Origin of the sequence: Streptomyces sp. NPDC001292 (assembly GCF_042896465.1) — a bacterium.
Taxonomy (GTDB): domain Bacteria; phylum Actinomycetota; class Actinomycetes; order Streptomycetales; family Streptomycetaceae; genus Streptomyces.
In genome coordinates this window covers 318,085-334,979 of sequence record NZ_JBIAXG010000001.1, presented here as the reverse complement: position 1 = coordinate 334,979, position 16,895 = coordinate 318,085, and the positions used below count along the sequence as shown (strand labels likewise).

Below are 16,895 nucleotides of genomic sequence, written 5' to 3'. Positions count from 1 at the left end.
CCTGTTCTTCGTCCCTGTCCCCACGGGCGGCCGCAGCCGTCCCCAAGAGAGAGTGTGAGAGTGCTCGTACTCGTCGCTCCCGGCCAAGGCGCCCAGACGCCCGGCTTTCTGACTCCCTGGCTCGAACTGCCCGGCGCCGCCGACCGTGTGGCCGCCTGGTCCGACGCCATCGGCCTGGACCTCGTGCACTACGGCACGCAGGCCGACACGGACGCGATCCGCGACACCGCGGTGGCCCAGCCGCTGCTGGTCGCCGCCGGGCTCCTGTCGGCCGCGGCACTGGGTGACACCGTCGCGGACGTGGTCGCGGGCCACAGCGTCGGCGAGATCACCGCCGCCGCGTTCGCGGGCGTCCTGGACGACGTCGCCGCGCTGACCCTGGTCCGCCGGCGGGGCCTGGCGATGGCCGAGGCCGCCGCGATCACCGAGACGGGGATGTCGGCGCTGCTGGGCGGCGACCCGGACGTGTCCACGGCGCACCTGCGCAAGCTGGGCCTGACCCCGGCGAACGTCAACGGGGCCGGCCAGATCGTCGCCGCCGGCACCATGGAGCAGCTTGCCGCGCTGAACGAGGACATGCCCGAGGGCGTGCGCAAGGTCATCCCGTTGAAGGTGGCCGGCGCCTTCCACACGCACCACATGGGCCCCGCGGTCGAGAAGCTGGCGGAGGCCACCAAGTCGCTCTCGCCCTCCGACCCGAAGGTCACCTACGTCTCCAACAAGGACGGCCGGGCCGTGCACAGCGGCGGCGAGGTCGTCGAGCGGCTGGTCGGTCAGGTCGCCAACCCGGTCCGCTGGGACCTGTGCATGGAGACCTTCAAGGAGCTGGGTGCCACCGCCCTGATCGAGGTGTGCCCCGGCGGCACGCTGACCGGTCTGGCCCGGCGCGCGCTGCCCGGCGTGAAGACGCTGGCGCTGAAGACCCCCGACGACCTCGACGCGGCCCGCGAGCTCATCGCCGAGCACGCGAGCGCCTGACGCCTTAAGGAGCCGACGAGCATGTCGAAGATCAAGCCCAGCAAGGGTGCCCCGTACGCGCGCATCCTCGGTGTGGGCGGCTACCGGCCCACACGGGTGGTGCCCAACGAGGTGATCCTGGAGAGGATCGACTCCTCCGACGAGTGGATCCGCTCCCGCTCGGGCATCGAGACCCGGCACTGGGCGTCGCCCGAGGAGACCGTCGCGGCGATGTCGATCGAGGCCTCGGGCAAGGCGATCGCGGACGCCGGGGTCGACGCCTCGCAGATCGGCGCCGTGGTCGTCTCGACGGTCTCGCACTTCAGCCAGACCCCGGCCGTCGCCACCGAGATCGCGGACAAGCTCGGCACGGACAAGGCGGCCGCCTTCGACATCTCGGCGGGCTGCGCCGGCTTCGGCTACGGTCTCACCCTGGCCAAGGGCCTGGTCGTCGAGGGTTCGGCGGAGTACGTGCTGGTCATCGGCGTGGAGCGGCTCTCCGACCTGACCGACCTGGAGGACCGGGCCACGGCCTTCCTCTTCGGCGACGGCGCCGGCGCGGTCGTGGTCGGCCCCTCGCAGGAGCCCGCGATCGGCCCGACCGTGTGGGGCTCGGAGGGTGACAAGGCCGAGACCATCAAGCAGACCGTGTCATGGGACCGCTTCAGGAGCGGCGACGTCTCCGAGCTTCCCGTCGACAGCGAGGGCAACGTCAAGTTCCCCGCGATCACGCAGGAAGGCCAGGCGGTGTTCCGCTGGGCCGTGTTCGAGATGGCGAAGGTCGCCCAGCAGGCGCTGGACGCGGCCGGGATCACCCCGGACGACCTGGACGTCTTCATCCCGCACCAGGCCAACGTGCGGATCATCGACTCGATGGTGAAGACGCTCAAGCTGCCGGAGCACGTCACGGTCGCCCGTGACATCCGCACCACCGGCAACACCTCGGCCGCCTCGATCCCGCTCGCGATGGAGCGGCTCCTGGCGACCGGCGAGGCGAAGAGCGGCGACACCGCACTCGTCATCGGCTTCGGGGCGGGTCTCGTGTACGCCGCGACGGTCGTTACCCTCCCCTAGGCACTCCGTGCCGGATCATGCTTCCGGTGCGGGACCGCACACCCCTGCCGCTGACGCGGTGGGCGCAACACCCTCTGGAAATCTACGAAGGAGCGCCGACATGGCCGCCACTCAGGAAGAGATCGTCGCCGGTCTCGCGGAGATCGTGAACGAGATCGCCGGGATCCCGGTCGAGGACGTCCAGCTGGACAAGTCCTTCACCGACGACCTGGACGTCGACTCGCTGTCCATGGTCGAGGTCGTCGTCGCCGCCGAAGAGCGCTTCGACGTCAAGATCCCCGACGAGGACGTCAAGAACCTCAAGACGGTCGGCGACGCGACCGACTACATCCTCAAGCACCAGGGCTGATCGACCGATCACAGCCTTGTGCTGACTGCCCCGCCACCCGGCGGTGGCGCCGTACGAATCCTCGTTCCGTTGGAGAAAGAATTCCCGTGAGCTCGACCAATCGCACCGTGGTCGTCACCGGTATCGGCGCAACCACACCGCTGGGTGGCGACGCAGCCTCCACCTGGGAGGGCCTGGTCGCCGGCAAGTCCGGTGTGAAGCCCCTGACCCAGGAGTGGGCGGCCGACCAGGCCGTCCGTATCGCGGCTCCGGTGGCCGTGGAGCCGACCGAGGTCATCCCGCGGCCGCAGGCTCGCCGTCTGGACCGATCCGCGCAGTTCGCGCTGATCGCGGCCCAGGAGGCCTGGAAGGACGCCGGTTTCACCGGCAAGGCCGGTGAGGACGGCACCGTCGACCCGGACCGGCTCGGCACGGTCGTCGCCTCCGGCATCGGCGGGGTGACCACCCTGCTGGACCAGTACGACGTACTGAAGGAGAAGGGCGTCCGCCGCGTCTCCCCGCACACCGTCCCCATGCTGATGCCGAACGGCCCCTCGGCCAACGTGGGCCTGCTCGTGGGCGCCCGCGCGGGCGTGCACACGCCGGTCTCCGCGTGTGCCTCGGGTGCCGAGGCCATCGGTTACGCCATCGAGATGATTCGCACCGGCCGTGCCGACGTCGTCGTCGCCGGCGGTACGGAGGCCGCGATCCACCCGCTGCCCATCGCCGCGTTCGGCAACATGATGGCGATGTCGAAGAACAACGAGGACCCCGAGGGCGCCTCGCGCCCCTACGACGTCGACCGGGACGGCTTCGTCCTCGGCGAGGGCGCGGGTGTGCTCGTCCTGGAGTCCGCCGAGCACGCCGCCAAGCGCGGTGCCCGCGTCTACGCGGAGGCGGTCGGCCAGGGTATCTCCGCCGACTCCCACGACATCGTCCAGCCGGAGCCGGAGGGCCGGGGCATCTCGCACGCCCTGCAGAACCTGCTGGACCGCACCGACCTGGACCCGGCCGAGATCATGCACGTCAACGCGCACGCCACCTCGACGCCGGCGGGTGACATCGCCGAGCTGAAGGCGCTGCGCAAGGTCTTCGGCGACCACGCCGACCACTTCGCGGTCTCCGCGACCAAGTCGATGATCGGCCATCTGCTCGGTGGCGCGGGCGGTGTGGAGTCGGTGGCGACGGTGCTGGCGCTGTACCACCGGGTGGCTCCGCCGACCATCAACGTCGAGAACATCGACCCCGAGGCCGAGGCGAACGCGGACGTGGTCCGCGGGGAGGCGCGCAAGCTGCCCGCCGAGGGCCGCATCGCCGCTCTGAACGACTCGTTCGGCTTCGGCGGGCACAACGTGGTGTTGGCGTTCCGGACGGTCTGAGACCCCCGGCAGCGGATGTCCGAAGGGCCCCCACCGATCGGTGGGGGCCCTTCGGTTCTGCAAGCGGTCGTTCTGGAAGCGGTCGGATCGGTGGGAGCGGTCGAATCCGGGAACGTTCGGATCGGTGGGAGCGGTCGGGTCCCGAAGCCGTCAGACCACCTGGTGCAGCCAGCGCACGGGGGCGCCTTCACCTGCGTAGCGGAACGGCTCCAACTCGTCGTCCCAGGGCTTGCCCAGGAGCTTGGCGAGTTCGGCCTCGAGGTCGGTCTCGCCGCGCTGGGAGCGCAGCAGGGCGGCGCGCAGCCGGTCCTCGGGGATGAGGATGTCGCCGTGGATGCCGGTGACGGCGTGGAAGATGCCGAGGTCGGGGGTGCAGCTGTAGCGCTCGCCCTCGGCGGTGGGGCAGGGCTCGGCGGTGACCTCGAAACGCAGCAGCTGCCAGCCGCGCAGCGCGGAGGCGAGTTTGGAGGCGGTGCCGGGCTGGCCCTGCCAGGAGAACTCCGAGCGCCAGGTGCCGGGCGCGGCGGGCTGCCGGATCCAGTCCAGGCTGACGCGCGTACCGAGCACCCCGGCGACGGCCCACTCGACGTGCGGGCACAGCGCGCGCGGCGCGGAGTGCACGTACAGAACTCCACGTGTCGTCACCGGGACCTCCGGGCAGAGCGGGACATGGTGCGGGCGGGCGGACAGCGGTGGCGTTTGAGGCCACGTTGATGGCGAGGCTACCGTGAGACGGGGCGAGGAGTGTGACGTACCGTCGGTCCCGGTGCCAGGAAACGCCCTCCATTCACCCAGGGGGACGCTTGTACGGGTGCGAGCCGCCCACTCGAGTGGGGGCGGGAACCCTCGCACGTTCTCATGGAGGGGAGCACTTCACGACGACCGAGGGGATCACCAGGGCATGCGGAAACGACGTCACCGTACCCGGGCCGCTCACGCCGTCGTGGCGGCGGCCGTACTGGCCACCGCGGGCTGCAACGCCGCCGGACTGGAGGCCGAGGCCGGAGCCTCCCGCCCGTCCGCGGCACCGCCGCCCGTCTGGGACACCAGCCCGGACTCGATCGCCGCGGTCGGCGATTCCATCACCCGCGGCTTCGACTCCTGCATGGTGCTGACGGACTGCCCGGAGGCGTCCTGGGCGACGGGCAGCGACGCGTCGGTCAACAGCCTGGCGGTGCGGCTGCTCGGGTTGACCGGGGCGGCCCAGCGCAGCTGGAACTTCGCGGTGACCGGGTCCCGGATGGCCGATCTGAACAGCCAGATGGCGCAGGCCGTACGGAAGAAGCCGCAGCTGGTGACGGTGATGGCCGGGGCGAACGACGCCTGCCGGGACTCCCTGGACGCGATGACGCCGGTGGCGGTCTTCCGGGCCGAGTTCCAGGCCGCGATGGACACACTGCGTCAGGCTCTGCCCAGGACACAGGTGTACGTCTCCAGCGTGCCGGACCTGAAGCGGCTCTGGTCGGAGGGCCGTACGAACGCACTGGGCAAGCAGATCTGGAAGCTCGGCATCTGCCCGTCCATGCTGGGCGACGCCGACGCGCTGGACGCGGCCGCCACCAAGCGGCGCGACACGGTGCAGGCCCGGGTGCGGGCGTACAACGAGGTGCTGAAGGAGGTCTGCGCGAAGGACCACCGCTGCCGCTTCGACAACAACGCGGTCTTCGACTACCGCTTCGGCACCGACCAGCTGAGCCGCTGGGACTGGTTCCACCCGAGCCGCGACGGTCAGGCCCGGCTCGCCGAGATCGCCTACCGGACCGTCACCGCGAAGAGCCCCCTGAAGAGTCCCCGAACAGCCCCCTGAAGAGCCCCTGAAGGCACCCTGACGACAGGACTTAGGGTTCCCCCATGAGCGAACTCTTCGGCACGCTGGCCGACGGCACCGAGGTGCACCGCTGGACGCTGGAGCGGGCCGGGGTGCGGGTACGGGTGCTGTCGTACGGCGGGATCGTGCAGTCGGTGGAGGTCCCGGACCGGGACGGCCGCACGGCGGACGTGGTGCTGGGCTTCCCCGGCCTGGACGGCTACCTGGCCCACCCCGAGCCGTTCCTCGGCGCGCTGATCGGGCGGTACGCCAACCGGATCGCCGGGGGCCGCTTCCCGCTGGACGGCCGGACGTACGCGCTGGAGCAGAACGAGGGCGGCAACTCGCTGCACGGCGGGGACGGCGGCTTCGACAAGCGGATGTGGGAGATGGCCCCGGTCGAGCACGGGGTGCGGCTCAGCCGGATCAGCCCGCACGGCGAGGAGGGCTTCCCGGGCCGCCTGGAGGTCTCGGTGACGTACACCCTGGACGAGGCGGGCGCCCTGCACATCGCCTGCACGGCGGTCACGGACGCGCCGACCGTCGTCAACCTCACCAGCCACTCGTACTGGAACCTCGGCGGCTTCGGCGACGCGGGCGGGCACGAACTGCGGCTCGACGCCTCCCGGTACACCCCGGTGGACGCGGCTCTGATCCCGACCGGTGCCCTCGACGAGGTGGCGGGCACCCGCTTCGACTTCCGGCGGACGCGCAAGGTGGGCTCCGGCTACGACCACAACCTGGTCCTCGACAAGGGCGTCACCGACGAGCCGGTGGAGGTCGCCGAGCTGCACGATCCGGCGTCCGGCCGGGTCCTGACGGTGGCGACGACCGAGCCGGGCCTCCAGCTCTACACCGGCGACCACCTCCCCGCCCCCTTCGCCCCGGGCGACGGGATCGCCCTGGAGACCCAGCACTTCCCTGACTCCCCCAACCACCCCGGCTTCCCGAGCACCGAGCTCAGGCCGGGCGAGGTCTTCCGCTCCCGGACGGTGTACGGCTTCTCGGCGCGCTGAGCGCACCGGCCCGGCCCCGGCCCAGGGGTCAGGTCCCGGACCGGGGCTGCGGTGGGCAGACTCGGCCCGGACCAGACGTTAACCGCCGGGGGGAGAAAGCAGCCGGTGATCGGGCACTGCGCCGCGATCCCGTACGAACCCTTCACAAACACCGGCGGCTTCGCCGACTGTGCCGCGGCCCCGCGTCAGGTGGGTGCCGGCGACTGCGACTGCGGCGTCGTCCGCGGTGCCGGAGCAACCGCGTCGTCGGTCTCCTCGTCCAGCAGCTCGCGGGCGAGCAGGGTCGCGCCCGCGACCGCGCCCGGCATGAGGAACACCGCGACGAACGGCACCAGGAAGGCCAGGCCGAGCGGGGCGCCGAAGCCCCAGACCAGCAACTTCCGGGAGCGCAGGAGGGCCAGACGGTCACCCAGTCCGACGCCCCGGCGCTGGAGGGCGACGGCGGTGAGCTCCTCGGTCAGGAAGAAGCCGGTGACGAAAAAGCCGAGCACCGGCACGACCGTCTGCCCGACGAACGGCAGGAAGCCCAGCGCGAAGAGCAGCACGCCCCACAGCGCGGCCCGCACGACGATGCGCAGGCTGTCACGGGCGGAGATCCACAGATCGCGCCAGAGCGGCAGGCCGGACTCGGGCGCCGTGCCGTCGGGCGACACCTCCCGGTCCACCTGCTCGGACAGGCTCTCGTAGAAGGGCTGGCCGATCAGGAGGGTGACCGCGGTGAACGTGACCACGGCGAGGAGCAGCCCCAGGGCGAACAGCACGGCGGTGAGCAGGCCGCGGAAGAGACCGGTCCAGGGACCCGGCCAGCCGTCGGCGAAGGGGGTGGCCCAGGTGACCGCGTCGTCGCCCCACAGCGCGAGCGCGGTGAGCGCCGCCGCGTAGAGCACGAGCGTGATCAGACCCGGGAGCAGTCCGAAGCGGTACGACTTCCCGTGCCGGGCCATCCAGCGCTGGCCTTTGAGGAGATGGGCGAAACCGGCCCCGAGGTCACGCATGGGGAAACTGTATGCGGGGCCCGCGCCCGCCCGCCCTCCGGGTGCGCGCCCACTCGCTCTCCGGGTGCGCGGCCCGTTGAGTCGAACGGCCGGGCGCCGCCGTACCGATGGGCGGGACCCACTGTGTCGCCAGCGAGCAGCGGTCAGGTTGAGGAGAGCGGACAATCCAGGGGATCCATGGCACCGTCGCCGACGGCTACGAACCGGTGCGGGAGGAGTTCGCCGCGTTCGTGGCGGCTCAGCGGCCGGACTGCGAGGGGCAGTTGTGCGCGTACGTCCACGGGAGGCGGGCGGTCGACCTGTGGGCCGGACCGGACGGCACCGGCGGCGGCTCGCTGTACGGGGTGTGTTCGTCGACCAAGGGCGCCGCGCACCTCGTGGTCGCGCTGCTCGTCCAGGACGGCACCCTGGAGCTGGACCGCAAAGTGACGTACTACTGGCCCGAGTTCGCGGCCGAGGGCAAGGGCGGGCTGACCCTGCGGGACATGCTCGCACCGTGCGGGCCTGGTCGGCGCCGACGGCGGTTTCACGCCCGCCGAGCTGGCCGACGACCGGGGGATCGCCGAACGCCTCGCCGATCAGCGGCCGTTCCGGCGTCCCGGCACCGGCTTCGGCTACCACGCCCTGGTGATCGGCGCGCTCACCGGCGAGATAGTGCGCCGTGCCACCGGCCGTACGATCCAGGACCTGCACGAGGAGCGCGTCCGTGCCCCCTACGGCCTGGACTTCTTCCTGGGCCTGCCCGGCTCCCAGGAGCCCCGTCTTCCGCCCCACGCAGCCGATGGCCCCGAACGCCGAGCAGCGGGAGCTGCTGGACCGCGGCCCGGCGGACCGCACTCGCTGACGTCGATCGCGTTCAACCGCCAGGGCGCCGTACCGACCGACCTCCGGGGGCGCAGGCCCCACCGACGGTGAGGGCCCACTCAGGTCCAGCACCCCAAGACGCCGGCCGCGAGGGAGCCGGAGGGCGCGCCGGTGTCGAGGGAACATGGGGTTCCCGCTGCTCCTTATGAGCTTGAGGGACCGCGGAGGCGCGAAACGCTGAGCACGATCGGGCCCTCGACACCGGCTGAAAGCGCCCGCAGGCGACCGAGCCGTCGACTCAGCCCAGCGTCACCGTGATGTTCCCCCGGGTCGCCTTCGAGTACGGGCACACCTGGTGGGCCTTCTCCACGAGGCTCTTCGCCGTGGCGGCGTCGACGTTCGGGATGTCCGCCGAGATCTCCACGATGATCCCGAACCCGTCCTCGTTCTTGCCGATGCCGACCTTCGCGGTGACGGTCGAGCCGGAGATGTCAGCGCCCTCCTGGCGGGCCACTACGCCGAGGGCGCCCTGGAAGCAGGCGCTGTAGCCGGCGGCGAACAGCTGCTCCGGGTTGGTGCCGGCGCCGCTGCCGCCCATCTCCTTGGGCGGGTTGACGACGACGTCGAGCTTGCCGTCGTCGGTGGCGACCCGGCCGTCGCGGCCGTTCTCGGCCGTGGCGACGGCGGTGTACAGGACGTCGGACTGCTGGATGGGCATGGTGTGCGTTCCTTCCTTCGTCCGCCGCGACTCGCGCCCACGGTCGCACCTGGCGGTTTCGAGTTCCGGAAAGAAGTTACCGCATACCGAAACTCCAGGGAACGGCCGTCGGGAGGGGTCACAGCTTGACGATCATCTTCCCGGTGTTGTCGCCGCGCAGCACCCCGAGGAAGGCCTCGAGCGTGTTCTCGACGCCCTCGACGACGGTCTCGCGGTACTTCAGTTCACCCGAGCGCACCCAGGCGCCGACCTCCCGCACGAACTCGGGCTGGAGGTCGTAGTGGTCGCCGACGAGGAAGCCCTCGATACGGCCGCGGGTCTGGATCAGCCGGGCGAGGTTCCTCGGGCCGGGGGCGGGCTCGGTGTCGTTGTAGACCGAGATCATTCCGCAGATCGCGATGCGGCCGCCCACGTTGAGGGAGCCGACGGCGGCTTCGAGGTGCTCGCCGCCGACGTTGTCGAAGTAGACGTCGATGCCGTCCGGGGCGGCGGCCCTCAACTGCTCGGCCACCGGACCGTTCTTGTAGTTGAAGGCGGCGTCGAAGCCGTACTCCTCGGTCAGCAGCCGGACCTTCGCGTCGGAGCCTGCGGAGCCGATCACCCGCGAGGCACCCTTGAGCCTGGCGATCTGCCCGACCTGGCCGCCGACCGCGCCGGCCGCGCCGGAGACGAAGACGGCGTCGCCCTCCTTGAAGGCGGCGGTGCGCAGCAGACCGGCGTAGGCGGTCAGCCCGGTCATGCCCAGCACACCGAGGTACGCCGGCAGGGGCGCGGCCGCGGGGTCGACCTTGACGGCGCTGCGGCCGTTGACGGCGGCGTACTCGCGCCAGCCACTGAAGTGGAGGACGTGGTCGCCGACGGTGATCCCCTCGGCCTCGGAGGCGACGACCTCGCCGACGGCGCCGCCCTGCATGGGCCTGCCCAGTTCGTACGGCGCGGCGTACGACTTGGCCGCGCTCATCCTTCCCCGCATATAAGGGTCGACGGAGAGGTACTCGTTGCGTACGAGGACCTGACCCTCGCCCGGCTTCGGCATCTCGGCCTCGACCAGGGCGAAGTCCTCCGGCTTCGGCCAGCCGACCGGGCGGCTGAGCAGGTGCCATTCTCGGTTGATCACGACAAGCGCCTCTCCGTTACTTCAGCTTATGAAACAACCATGCGCCTGAATATTTCATGAAGTCAAGTAAGCCGGTACGCTGGACGCATGGCCGCCGCACCGAACACCCGCCGACCCGACGCGCTGACCCTGGAGGTCGTCGAACTGATCGGGGACGTCGTGGCCCGGTTCTACGAGGACTACGAGGAAGCCGCCGGGGAGCACGCGCTGACCGGGGCGCAGGCACGGCTGCTGAGCCTGCTGTCGCTGGAACCGCTGCCGATGCGGAAGCTGGCGCAGAAGCTGAAGTGCGAGCCGTCGAACGTCACCGGGATCGTGGACCGGCTGGAGACGCGGGGGCTGGTGGAGCGGCGGCCGGATCCGGGCGACCGGCGGGTGAAGCTGGCCGCGGCGACGGAGGAGGGGCGGCGGGTGGCCCGGGGGCTGCGGGAAGGGCTGCGCTTCGCCCGGGAGCCGCTGGCGGGCCTCTCCGAGGGGGAGCGGCTCGCGCTGCGGGACCTGCTGCGGAGGATGGTGGACCAGGGGGAGCCCGGGTGACCGCGGCCGGCGTCACGGGCCGTACAGCCCGGCGCTGACGGGGCGGCCCGCAGGCCGCGGATCGCGCCCTACGTGCACCACCACAGGAAGCGGTTGCACCCGGTCGGAGTGGGGGCCGGGTCCGGCTGAGGGGCCTGCGGGGCGGGGTCCCGCGTCGGGGAGTCCGCGGGCGGGGATGCCTTCGGGGTCGCCGGGTCCGCCGCGCCCGGCCCGTCCGCGCCCCCGGCCGTGCCGTCCTGTGCCGTCGCCTCGGCCGACTGCCGGGGGCTGCTCGCGTCGCTCGCGTCCGGTTTCGGTTTCCCGTCCTTCGCGGAGGCGGAGGGCGAGGCCGACTTCGAGGCGTCCGACGTGGCCGTTCCCGTGCCGGTCCCCGGAGCGCCGTCAGCCGGCCCGGCCGTCCCGCCGGCGCCCGAGGGGGATGCGCCACCCTCCTCCGCGTCGTCGCCGACCGCCGCCGGTTCGGGGTGGGAGAAGCCCGGCAGGCCCGGTGCGTCGACGCCGAGTTCGGCCAGGCTCAGACCACCGCCCGCCAGTACGAAGCCGGCGGCCATCAGCAGGACCCGGCGGCGGCGCCTGCGATGGGCCGCGGCCTTGCGGTCCCGCCGGCTCGCGCCCCGGCCCCCGGCGCTCTCCGCGCCCTCGGCGCCCGTACCGGCCTCGGCAGTTCCGCCCCGGCCACGTCCACGGCCGCGCGAGCGGCGCGGCTCCGCCCGCCCCTCCGGCTCGGCAGGGCCGTCGTCGCCCCCGTCCCCGTCGCGCCCACCGTGCTCGTCATGGTCCTCGTCGAGGTACGACTCCGTGCTCTCCTGCGGGACTTGGACGGTCGCCGAATCCGCGCCCACCCCCGGGTCCTCCGCGTACACGGGGAGTGTCTCCACTGGGGTGCCGCACCCCGGGCAGGCGAGGGCGCCGTTGAGGTGCCGTCGGCACGGGTGGCAGTAGTTCATGACGCGGGAAGGGTAAGTTCCGGATGGGCGCGGTTCCTAGGCGCGCCTGTGAAGGTTGTGTGCGGGATCGAAAAATCTACCGACAGGCTCGTCGAAACCGTGACCCGCCGGGCCCTTTGGCACCTTCACCACTCCACGCCGCCCGCGGCTATCCGGAAACCACACTTCCCACACATGAGTTGAACAACCCCGCCTCCGTCTCCGTATCCCTGAGCGGCCTGTGCTCCCCCGCGCGGACACCCCAGGACCACGGGCCCGGCCATCCCCGCCGGGCCCGCCACACACGGAGGTCCCTTGACGCCCTCTCCTGCCCGGCGGCAGGAGATTCCGGTCCGCACCGCTGGTGTCCTGCGCCAGTAATCCGTTGGTAGATCCTGTCTCGCACCGGCGTTTGGGTCCGGTCCAGCAACCAGGCGTGTTGACCGCCTGAGGCTCAGTGCGAACTACCTAGGAACTTCCGGCGCAGGACACTAGGGCGCCACCTCGGGTTCCTGCTTCACCGGCCCTTGCCGCTCTCCGGGGAGATCGGTCTTACAGCGGCCTCCACAGGCGTCACTTTCCGCCCGTCCGGCGGTAGATCCGACAAATCCGTCATCGGATGACGCGATCTCAGCCGTGCCCCCTGCGGCCCGGAGGGCCGCAGGGGGCAGGATGCCCTTCACCTCCACCCTGGGGGTGGAGCACTGGGCAAGTGTTCGGTAGCGGCGGAGCCGGGGGCACCTCTTCCGCGGGGGTCCGGCGCCCCCGTACGGCGTCGTGCGACCGCGCCGAGTTCCGAGTGCGTGCGTGGTGCGGATTGGCTTCCGTGCAGAATGGCGGAACCCGCGCCCCGTAAGATCGCCCCGGAGGCACACCCTTGGCGCTCAGCAGACGTTCATTCAGCGCCCTCGCGGGCACCGCCGCGCTCGGACTGGCCCTGGGCGGCAGCGGCGGGCCGGGGGCGCCGTCGGCCTTCGCCGCGCGCTCCGTGCCCACGGGCCCGCCGCCGCCCCCGCCGAGCGCCGACGGACGGCGGCACAGCGTCGGCTTCGACCACTACTCGTTGCTGATCGACGGCAGGCGACTGGTGCTGTGGTCGGGCGAGATGCACCCCTTCCGGCTGCCGAGCCCCTCCCTGTGGCGGGACGTGCTCCAGAAGATGCGCGCGTACGGCTACAACGCCGTCAGCGTCTACGTGGCCTGGAACTATCACTCCCCCGCCCCGGGACGGTACGACTTCACCGGGGTGCGGGACCTCGACCTGTTCCTGCGCATGGCCGCCGAGACCGGCCTCTACGTCATCCTGCGCCCCGGCCCCTACATCAACGCCGAGGTCGACGGCGGCGGCTTCCCCGGCTGGCTGACCGCCACCGAGGGCGCCGCGCGGACCGCCGACCCGACGTACCTGAAGCACGTCGACGAGTGGCTGAGCCACGTCAATGCCATCGTCGTCCGGCACCTGTTCACCCGGGGCACCGGCACGGTCCTGCTCTACCAGATCGAGAACGAGTACGACGCCCACGTGGACGAGCCGACCGGGCGCGCCTACATGGCCCACCTGTACAAGAAGGTGCGCACCGACGGCATCGACGTCCCCCTCTTCCACAACGACAAGGGCAGGAACGGCCACTGGACCCCCGGCTCGTTCGACACCGGCGGCGAGAAGCGGGGGTGGCTGTACGGGTTCGACGGGTACCCCTCGCCCTACCGGACACCGCCCGACTGGGGGCACTTCGGCGGCGGGACCGGCGGAGCGAGCGTCGGTCCCCGCACGCCCGGGTTCATGCCGGAGTCCGGCGGCGGCTGGTTCGATCCGTGGGGCGGCGCCTGGTCCAAGGGCAAGGGGTACGCGGAGTCGCGGCGCACCCGGGACGCGGCGTACGAGCGGCGCTTCTACCTGACCCACCTCGCCAACGGCATCACCGTCCACAACGTGTACATGACCTTCGGCGGCACCTCCTGGGGCTGGCTGCCCGCGCCGGTCGTCTACACGTCGTACGACTACGGGGCGGCCCTCGACGAGGGCCGGCAGCCCACCGACAAACTGGTGCCGATGCACCAGATCGGGCACATGCTCCAGCGCGTTCCCGACTTCGCCAGGCTGGACCGCGCGGCCGACGTGAAGGTGCGTGGGCTCACGACGTACCACCTGAAGAACCCTGACACCGGCGCCCACGTCCACATCCTGCGCAACGACGGCGACCAGGAGGTCTCTTCCACGCTGCGCGCGGCCGGCGCCGACCTGCCGGTGACCGTGCCGGCCCGGGACGCCCGGCTGATGGTCACCGGGCTGTCGCTGGGGCAGCGCAAAGTGCGGTACTCCACCGCGCAGCCGATGCTGTTCCTCACCGCGGGACGGCAGGACGTCGCCGTGTTCTGCGGGCGCCACGGCGACTTGGCGCGCGTGGTGCTGGAGGCCCCCGAGGAGCCGCTGGTCACCCGGATGAGCCAGCAGTCCGCGTACGCCTACGACCGGGGCCTGCTGCGCCTGACCGTCCCGCTCGGCGCCGGCGGTCTGGTCGGGATCCGGGTGGAGGACGACGGGAACGGCCGTCCGCTGCTGCTGCTCTTCGCCGACGAGGCGACCTCGATGCGCCTGTGGCCGTACGACACCCCGTCGGGCTCCCTGCTGGTCCACGGCCCCGCACTGCTGCGCACCGCCACCGTGCGCGGCTCCACGGTGCACCTCACCGGCGACACCGTCGAGGAGACCGGGCTGGAGATGTGGGGTCCGCGGGGCATCGACGGTGTGACGTGGAACGGCCGCGCGGTGCCGGTGTCGGCCACCGGCTCGGAGAGCGTGCGGGCCGATGCGCCGCTGCCGGGCGTGCCCGAGGTGAAGCTGCCCGCGCTCGGCGGTTGGCGGACGCGCACCGAGAACCCCGAGTCCGGTCCCGGCTTCGACGACTCGGCGTGGAAGGTCGCCGACCTGACGACCTCGTACAGCACGACCCCCGTGCCGAAGGGACAGCCGGTGCTGTTCGCCGACGACTACGGCTTCCACTACGGGGACGTCTGGTACCGCGGCACGTTCACGGACGCCACCGGCGTCGAATCGGTCTCCCTCTCCTACAGCACCGGCACACAGGGGCTGCTGATGGCCTGGCTGGACGGCGAGCCGCTGGGCACCCACCGAATGCCGGTGCCCGACAACAGCACCCTCCAGCAGGGAAGTTGGTCGGACACGGCGGTCTTCCCGGTGCCCGGACCGCGGAGCGGGCCCGGCCGGCACGTGCTGTCGGTCCTGGTGCGGCGGATGCAGCACGACCAGGACGGCTCCGCGCGCGACACGCACAAGGCGGCACGCGGCCTGACGGCGGTCACCTTCACCGGGGGCGCGCCGAAGGTGCGGTGGCGGATCCAGGGCGAGGCCGCTCCCGACCCGGTGCGCGGACCGCTGAACAACGGCGGGCTGTACGGGGAGCGGGAGGGCTGGCACCTGCCGGGCTTCCCGGACCGCGACTGGGAGCCGGTCACCTTCCCGCGCGCGGCGCGGCGGCAGGGGGTGACGTGGTACCGGACCACGTTCCGGCTGGCCGTGGAGCAGGGCGTGGACGCCTCTATAGGGCTCACCCTGGACGACGACCGGTACCGCTCCTACCGCGCGCAGATCTTCCTCAACGGCTGGAACATGGGCCAGTACATCAACGATGTCGGTCCGCAGCACACGTTCGTCCTGCCGAACGGGATCCTGCGCACCCGGGGCACCAACACCCTGGCCCTGGCGGTGCTGTCGGAGTTCACCACGCTGTCGGGACCCGGGCAGGTGCGGCTGACGCTGCTGGGCGCGGCGGCCGGCGGGGTGCCGGTGGCGCCGCTGCCCTCGCCCGGGCGGTGACTGGACGGGACGGGTTCCCGCCCCGTCCCTGGCGGGCGCGCGTCGACGGTCGCCGGATCGCATGACGCGGGCAACTCCGGGCGCGTAGGCTCGGACGGCCCTCCCGTGACGGAGGGCCGGAAGGGGCGTGCCGATGGACTCAGCGGGCGGACCGGTCCGCCTCGCCCTGGACCCCGCCGTACTGGCCGGGCAGTCCTCCATCTCCTTCTGGATCGCGGCCGCCGTGCTCACCGCCGCCCTGGTGATCAAACTGCCCACGATCATCCGGCTGTGGCAGGACCCGATGCTGCGCGCGGTCGGCGGGCTGCTGCTCCTCGCCTGCGCGGTGTTCGTCTTCGTGGCGCCGTCGACGATCCGCTGGACCAACCGGATCACGGGGGTGCCGAACATCGCGGCGCCCTGGGTGTATTCGCTGCTCACCGCATTCTGCGCGTCCTGTCTTGTGCTGATCATCGCCTGGCGGGCCGGGCTGTCCGACCGGTCGGCCGCGACCCGGCGCGCCATCCGCAGGGTGGTGTCGGTCTACTCGGCGGTGATCGTCGCCCTGTGGGTGCTGTTCGCCCTCGCCGACGTGCCCGTGGAGCGGCTGCGGGACCTGGACACGTACTACACCGGCACCCCGTTCATGCGCGAGGAGATCCTGCTCTACCTGCTCGCGCACGCCGTCGCCGCCTTCATCACGTCCCGGGTGATCTGGAACTGGGTGCGCACCGAGGGGCTGGACGTCTGGCTGCGCTGCGGGCTGAAGTCCCTGGGCGTCGGCTACGGCCTGAACCTGCTCTTCGACGCCGCCAAACTGACCGCCGTGGGGGCCCGTTGGACCGGGCACGACCTGGACTGGCTGAGCACGGACGTGGCGCCGCCCGTCGCCTGCCTGTCGGCGATCCTGATCGCGGTCGGTTTCATCCTTCCGCACGCCGGCCAGTACCTGCACGACCGCTGGCACGTCCGGCTCGCCCACCACGAACTGCGGCCCCTGTACCTGCTGATGCGGACCGTCGACGGCGGCGGCCCGGCGCCGCTGCCGCGGGGCGGTCCGGAACTCAGGCTGACCCGGCGGGAGACGTTCATCCGCGATGTGCTGCTGGGGCTGGCCCGCCGCATCGACGAGGGACTGCACCGGCGGGCCTACCAGACCGCGCTGGAGCTGGGGTTCGCGCCGGAGACGGCGAAGCCGCTGGCCGCCGCTGTGGCGGTCCTGGACGCCGTGGAGAGGCGGGAGGGCGCGCCGCGGGACGACGCCGCCGGCGACCGCGACACCACGGAGCTGCTGCGCGGGATCGGCGCGGTCTCCCGGGCCCTGCGCGACCCCGACCGCATCGCTTCGGTACGCATCAGGGCCGCCGCGCCGGCAGGGAGCGTGCCCGTTCATGAGTGAGATGAGTGAGGGTCGAAGGAC

The 16,895-nt window shown here is 71.9% G+C and carries 14 protein-coding genes and 1 pseudogene; 10 read left to right on the top strand and 5 right to left on the bottom strand.

Annotated elements, in window-relative coordinates; all coding sequences use genetic code 11:
• Nucleotides 1-60 precede the first annotated feature (60 nt).
• The 4 genes from ACFY4A_RS01385 to fabF all read left to right on the top strand — a co-directional run bounded on the left by ACFY4A_RS01385 (nt 61) and on the right by fabF (nt 3,738).
• Nucleotides 61-978, top strand: a complete 918-nt coding sequence (locus ACFY4A_RS01385) for an ACP S-malonyltransferase (protein ID WP_390827350.1) — start codon at nt 61-63, stop codon at nt 976-978.
• A gap of 21 nt (nt 979-999) precedes the next feature.
• Nucleotides 1,000-2,031, top strand: coding sequence for a ketoacyl-ACP synthase III (locus tag ACFY4A_RS01380; protein WP_390827349.1), 1,032 nt, complete (start codon nt 1,000-1,002; stop codon nt 2,029-2,031).
• 100 nt (nt 2,032-2,131) lie between these two features.
• Nucleotides 2,132-2,380, top strand: a complete 249-nt coding sequence (locus ACFY4A_RS01375; RefSeq protein ID WP_003989952.1) for an acyl carrier protein — start codon at nt 2,132-2,134, stop codon at nt 2,378-2,380.
• Between the two features lie 86 nt (nt 2,381-2,466).
• Nucleotides 2,467-3,738, top strand: coding sequence for a beta-ketoacyl-ACP synthase II (fabF, locus tag ACFY4A_RS01370; RefSeq protein ID WP_390827348.1), 1,272 nt, complete (start codon nt 2,467-2,469; stop codon nt 3,736-3,738).
• Nucleotides 3,739-3,888: 150 nt separating this feature from the next.
• On the opposite strand, the gene ACFY4A_RS01365 is transcribed toward fabF, so the two are convergent.
• The gene (locus ACFY4A_RS01365) at nt 3,889-4,383 is read right to left on the bottom strand and encodes a DUF3145 domain-containing protein (protein WP_141361221.1); all 495 of its coding nucleotides are present in this window, start codon (nt 4,381-4,383) and stop codon (nt 3,889-3,891) included.
• Nucleotides 4,384-4,639: 256 nt separating this feature from the next.
• Here ACFY4A_RS01365 and ACFY4A_RS01360 point away from each other — a divergent pair, with 256 nt between their 5' ends.
• Nucleotides 4,640-5,545, top strand: a complete 906-nt coding sequence (locus tag ACFY4A_RS01360; RefSeq protein WP_390827347.1) for an SGNH/GDSL hydrolase family protein — start codon at nt 4,640-4,642, stop codon at nt 5,543-5,545.
• Between the two features lie 44 nt (nt 5,546-5,589).
• On the top strand, nt 5,590-6,561 hold the full coding sequence (locus ACFY4A_RS01355) for an aldose epimerase family protein (RefSeq protein ID WP_390827346.1): 972 nt from the start codon (nt 5,590-5,592) through the stop codon (nt 6,559-6,561).
• A gap of 185 nt (nt 6,562-6,746) precedes the next feature.
• On the opposite strand, the gene ACFY4A_RS01350 is transcribed toward ACFY4A_RS01355, so the two are convergent.
• The gene (locus ACFY4A_RS01350) at nt 6,747-7,556 is read right to left on the bottom strand and encodes an EI24 domain-containing protein (RefSeq protein ID WP_390827345.1); all 810 of its coding nucleotides are present in this window, start codon (nt 7,554-7,556) and stop codon (nt 6,747-6,749) included.
• Between the two features lie 206 nt (nt 7,557-7,762).
• On the opposite strand from ACFY4A_RS01350, the pseudogene ACFY4A_RS01345 reads away from it, so the two are divergent.
• Nucleotides 7,763-8,471: pseudogene (locus ACFY4A_RS01345) on the top strand (serine hydrolase domain-containing protein).
• A gap of 187 nt (nt 8,472-8,658) precedes the next feature.
• Here ACFY4A_RS01345 and ACFY4A_RS01340 read toward each other — a convergent pair.
• Together ACFY4A_RS01340 and ACFY4A_RS01335 are read right to left on the bottom strand one after the other, a co-directional pair.
• Complete coding sequence (locus ACFY4A_RS01340; RefSeq protein WP_390827344.1) at nt 8,659-9,078, bottom strand: organic hydroperoxide resistance protein; 420 nt, start codon at nt 9,076-9,078, stop codon at nt 8,659-8,661.
• 118 nt (nt 9,079-9,196) lie between these two features.
• Nucleotides 9,197-10,195 carry an NADP-dependent oxidoreductase gene (locus ACFY4A_RS01335; RefSeq protein WP_390827343.1) on the bottom strand — a complete coding sequence of 333 codons (999 nt, stop codon included), beginning with the start codon at nt 10,193-10,195 and terminating at the stop codon, nt 9,197-9,199.
• An 87-nt stretch (nt 10,196-10,282) separates the two neighbouring features.
• Between ACFY4A_RS01335 and ACFY4A_RS01330 the strand changes: the two genes are divergently transcribed.
• Nucleotides 10,283-10,732 carry a MarR family winged helix-turn-helix transcriptional regulator gene (locus ACFY4A_RS01330; protein WP_390827342.1) on the top strand — a complete coding sequence of 150 codons (450 nt, stop codon included), beginning with the start codon at nt 10,283-10,285 and terminating at the stop codon, nt 10,730-10,732.
• 68 nt (nt 10,733-10,800) lie between these two features.
• Here ACFY4A_RS01330 and ACFY4A_RS01325 read toward each other — a convergent pair whose 3' ends face one another.
• Nucleotides 10,801-11,679: a hypothetical protein gene (locus tag ACFY4A_RS01325; protein ID WP_390827341.1), complete on the bottom strand. Its 879-nt coding sequence runs from the start codon at nt 11,677-11,679 to the stop codon at nt 10,801-10,803.
• 856 nt (nt 11,680-12,535) lie between these two features.
• On the opposite strand from ACFY4A_RS01325, the gene ACFY4A_RS01320 reads away from it, so the two are divergent.
• On the top strand, nt 12,536-15,496 hold the full coding sequence (locus ACFY4A_RS01320) for a beta-galactosidase (protein ID WP_390827340.1): 2,961 nt from the start codon (nt 12,536-12,538) through the stop codon (nt 15,494-15,496).
• Nucleotides 15,497-15,629: 133 nt separating this feature from the next.
• A complete protein-coding gene (locus ACFY4A_RS01315; RefSeq protein ID WP_390827339.1) occupies nt 15,630-16,874 on the top strand; it encodes a DUF6545 domain-containing protein in 1,245 nt (414 codons plus the stop codon).
• Nucleotides 16,875-16,895: the final 21 nt, after the last annotated feature.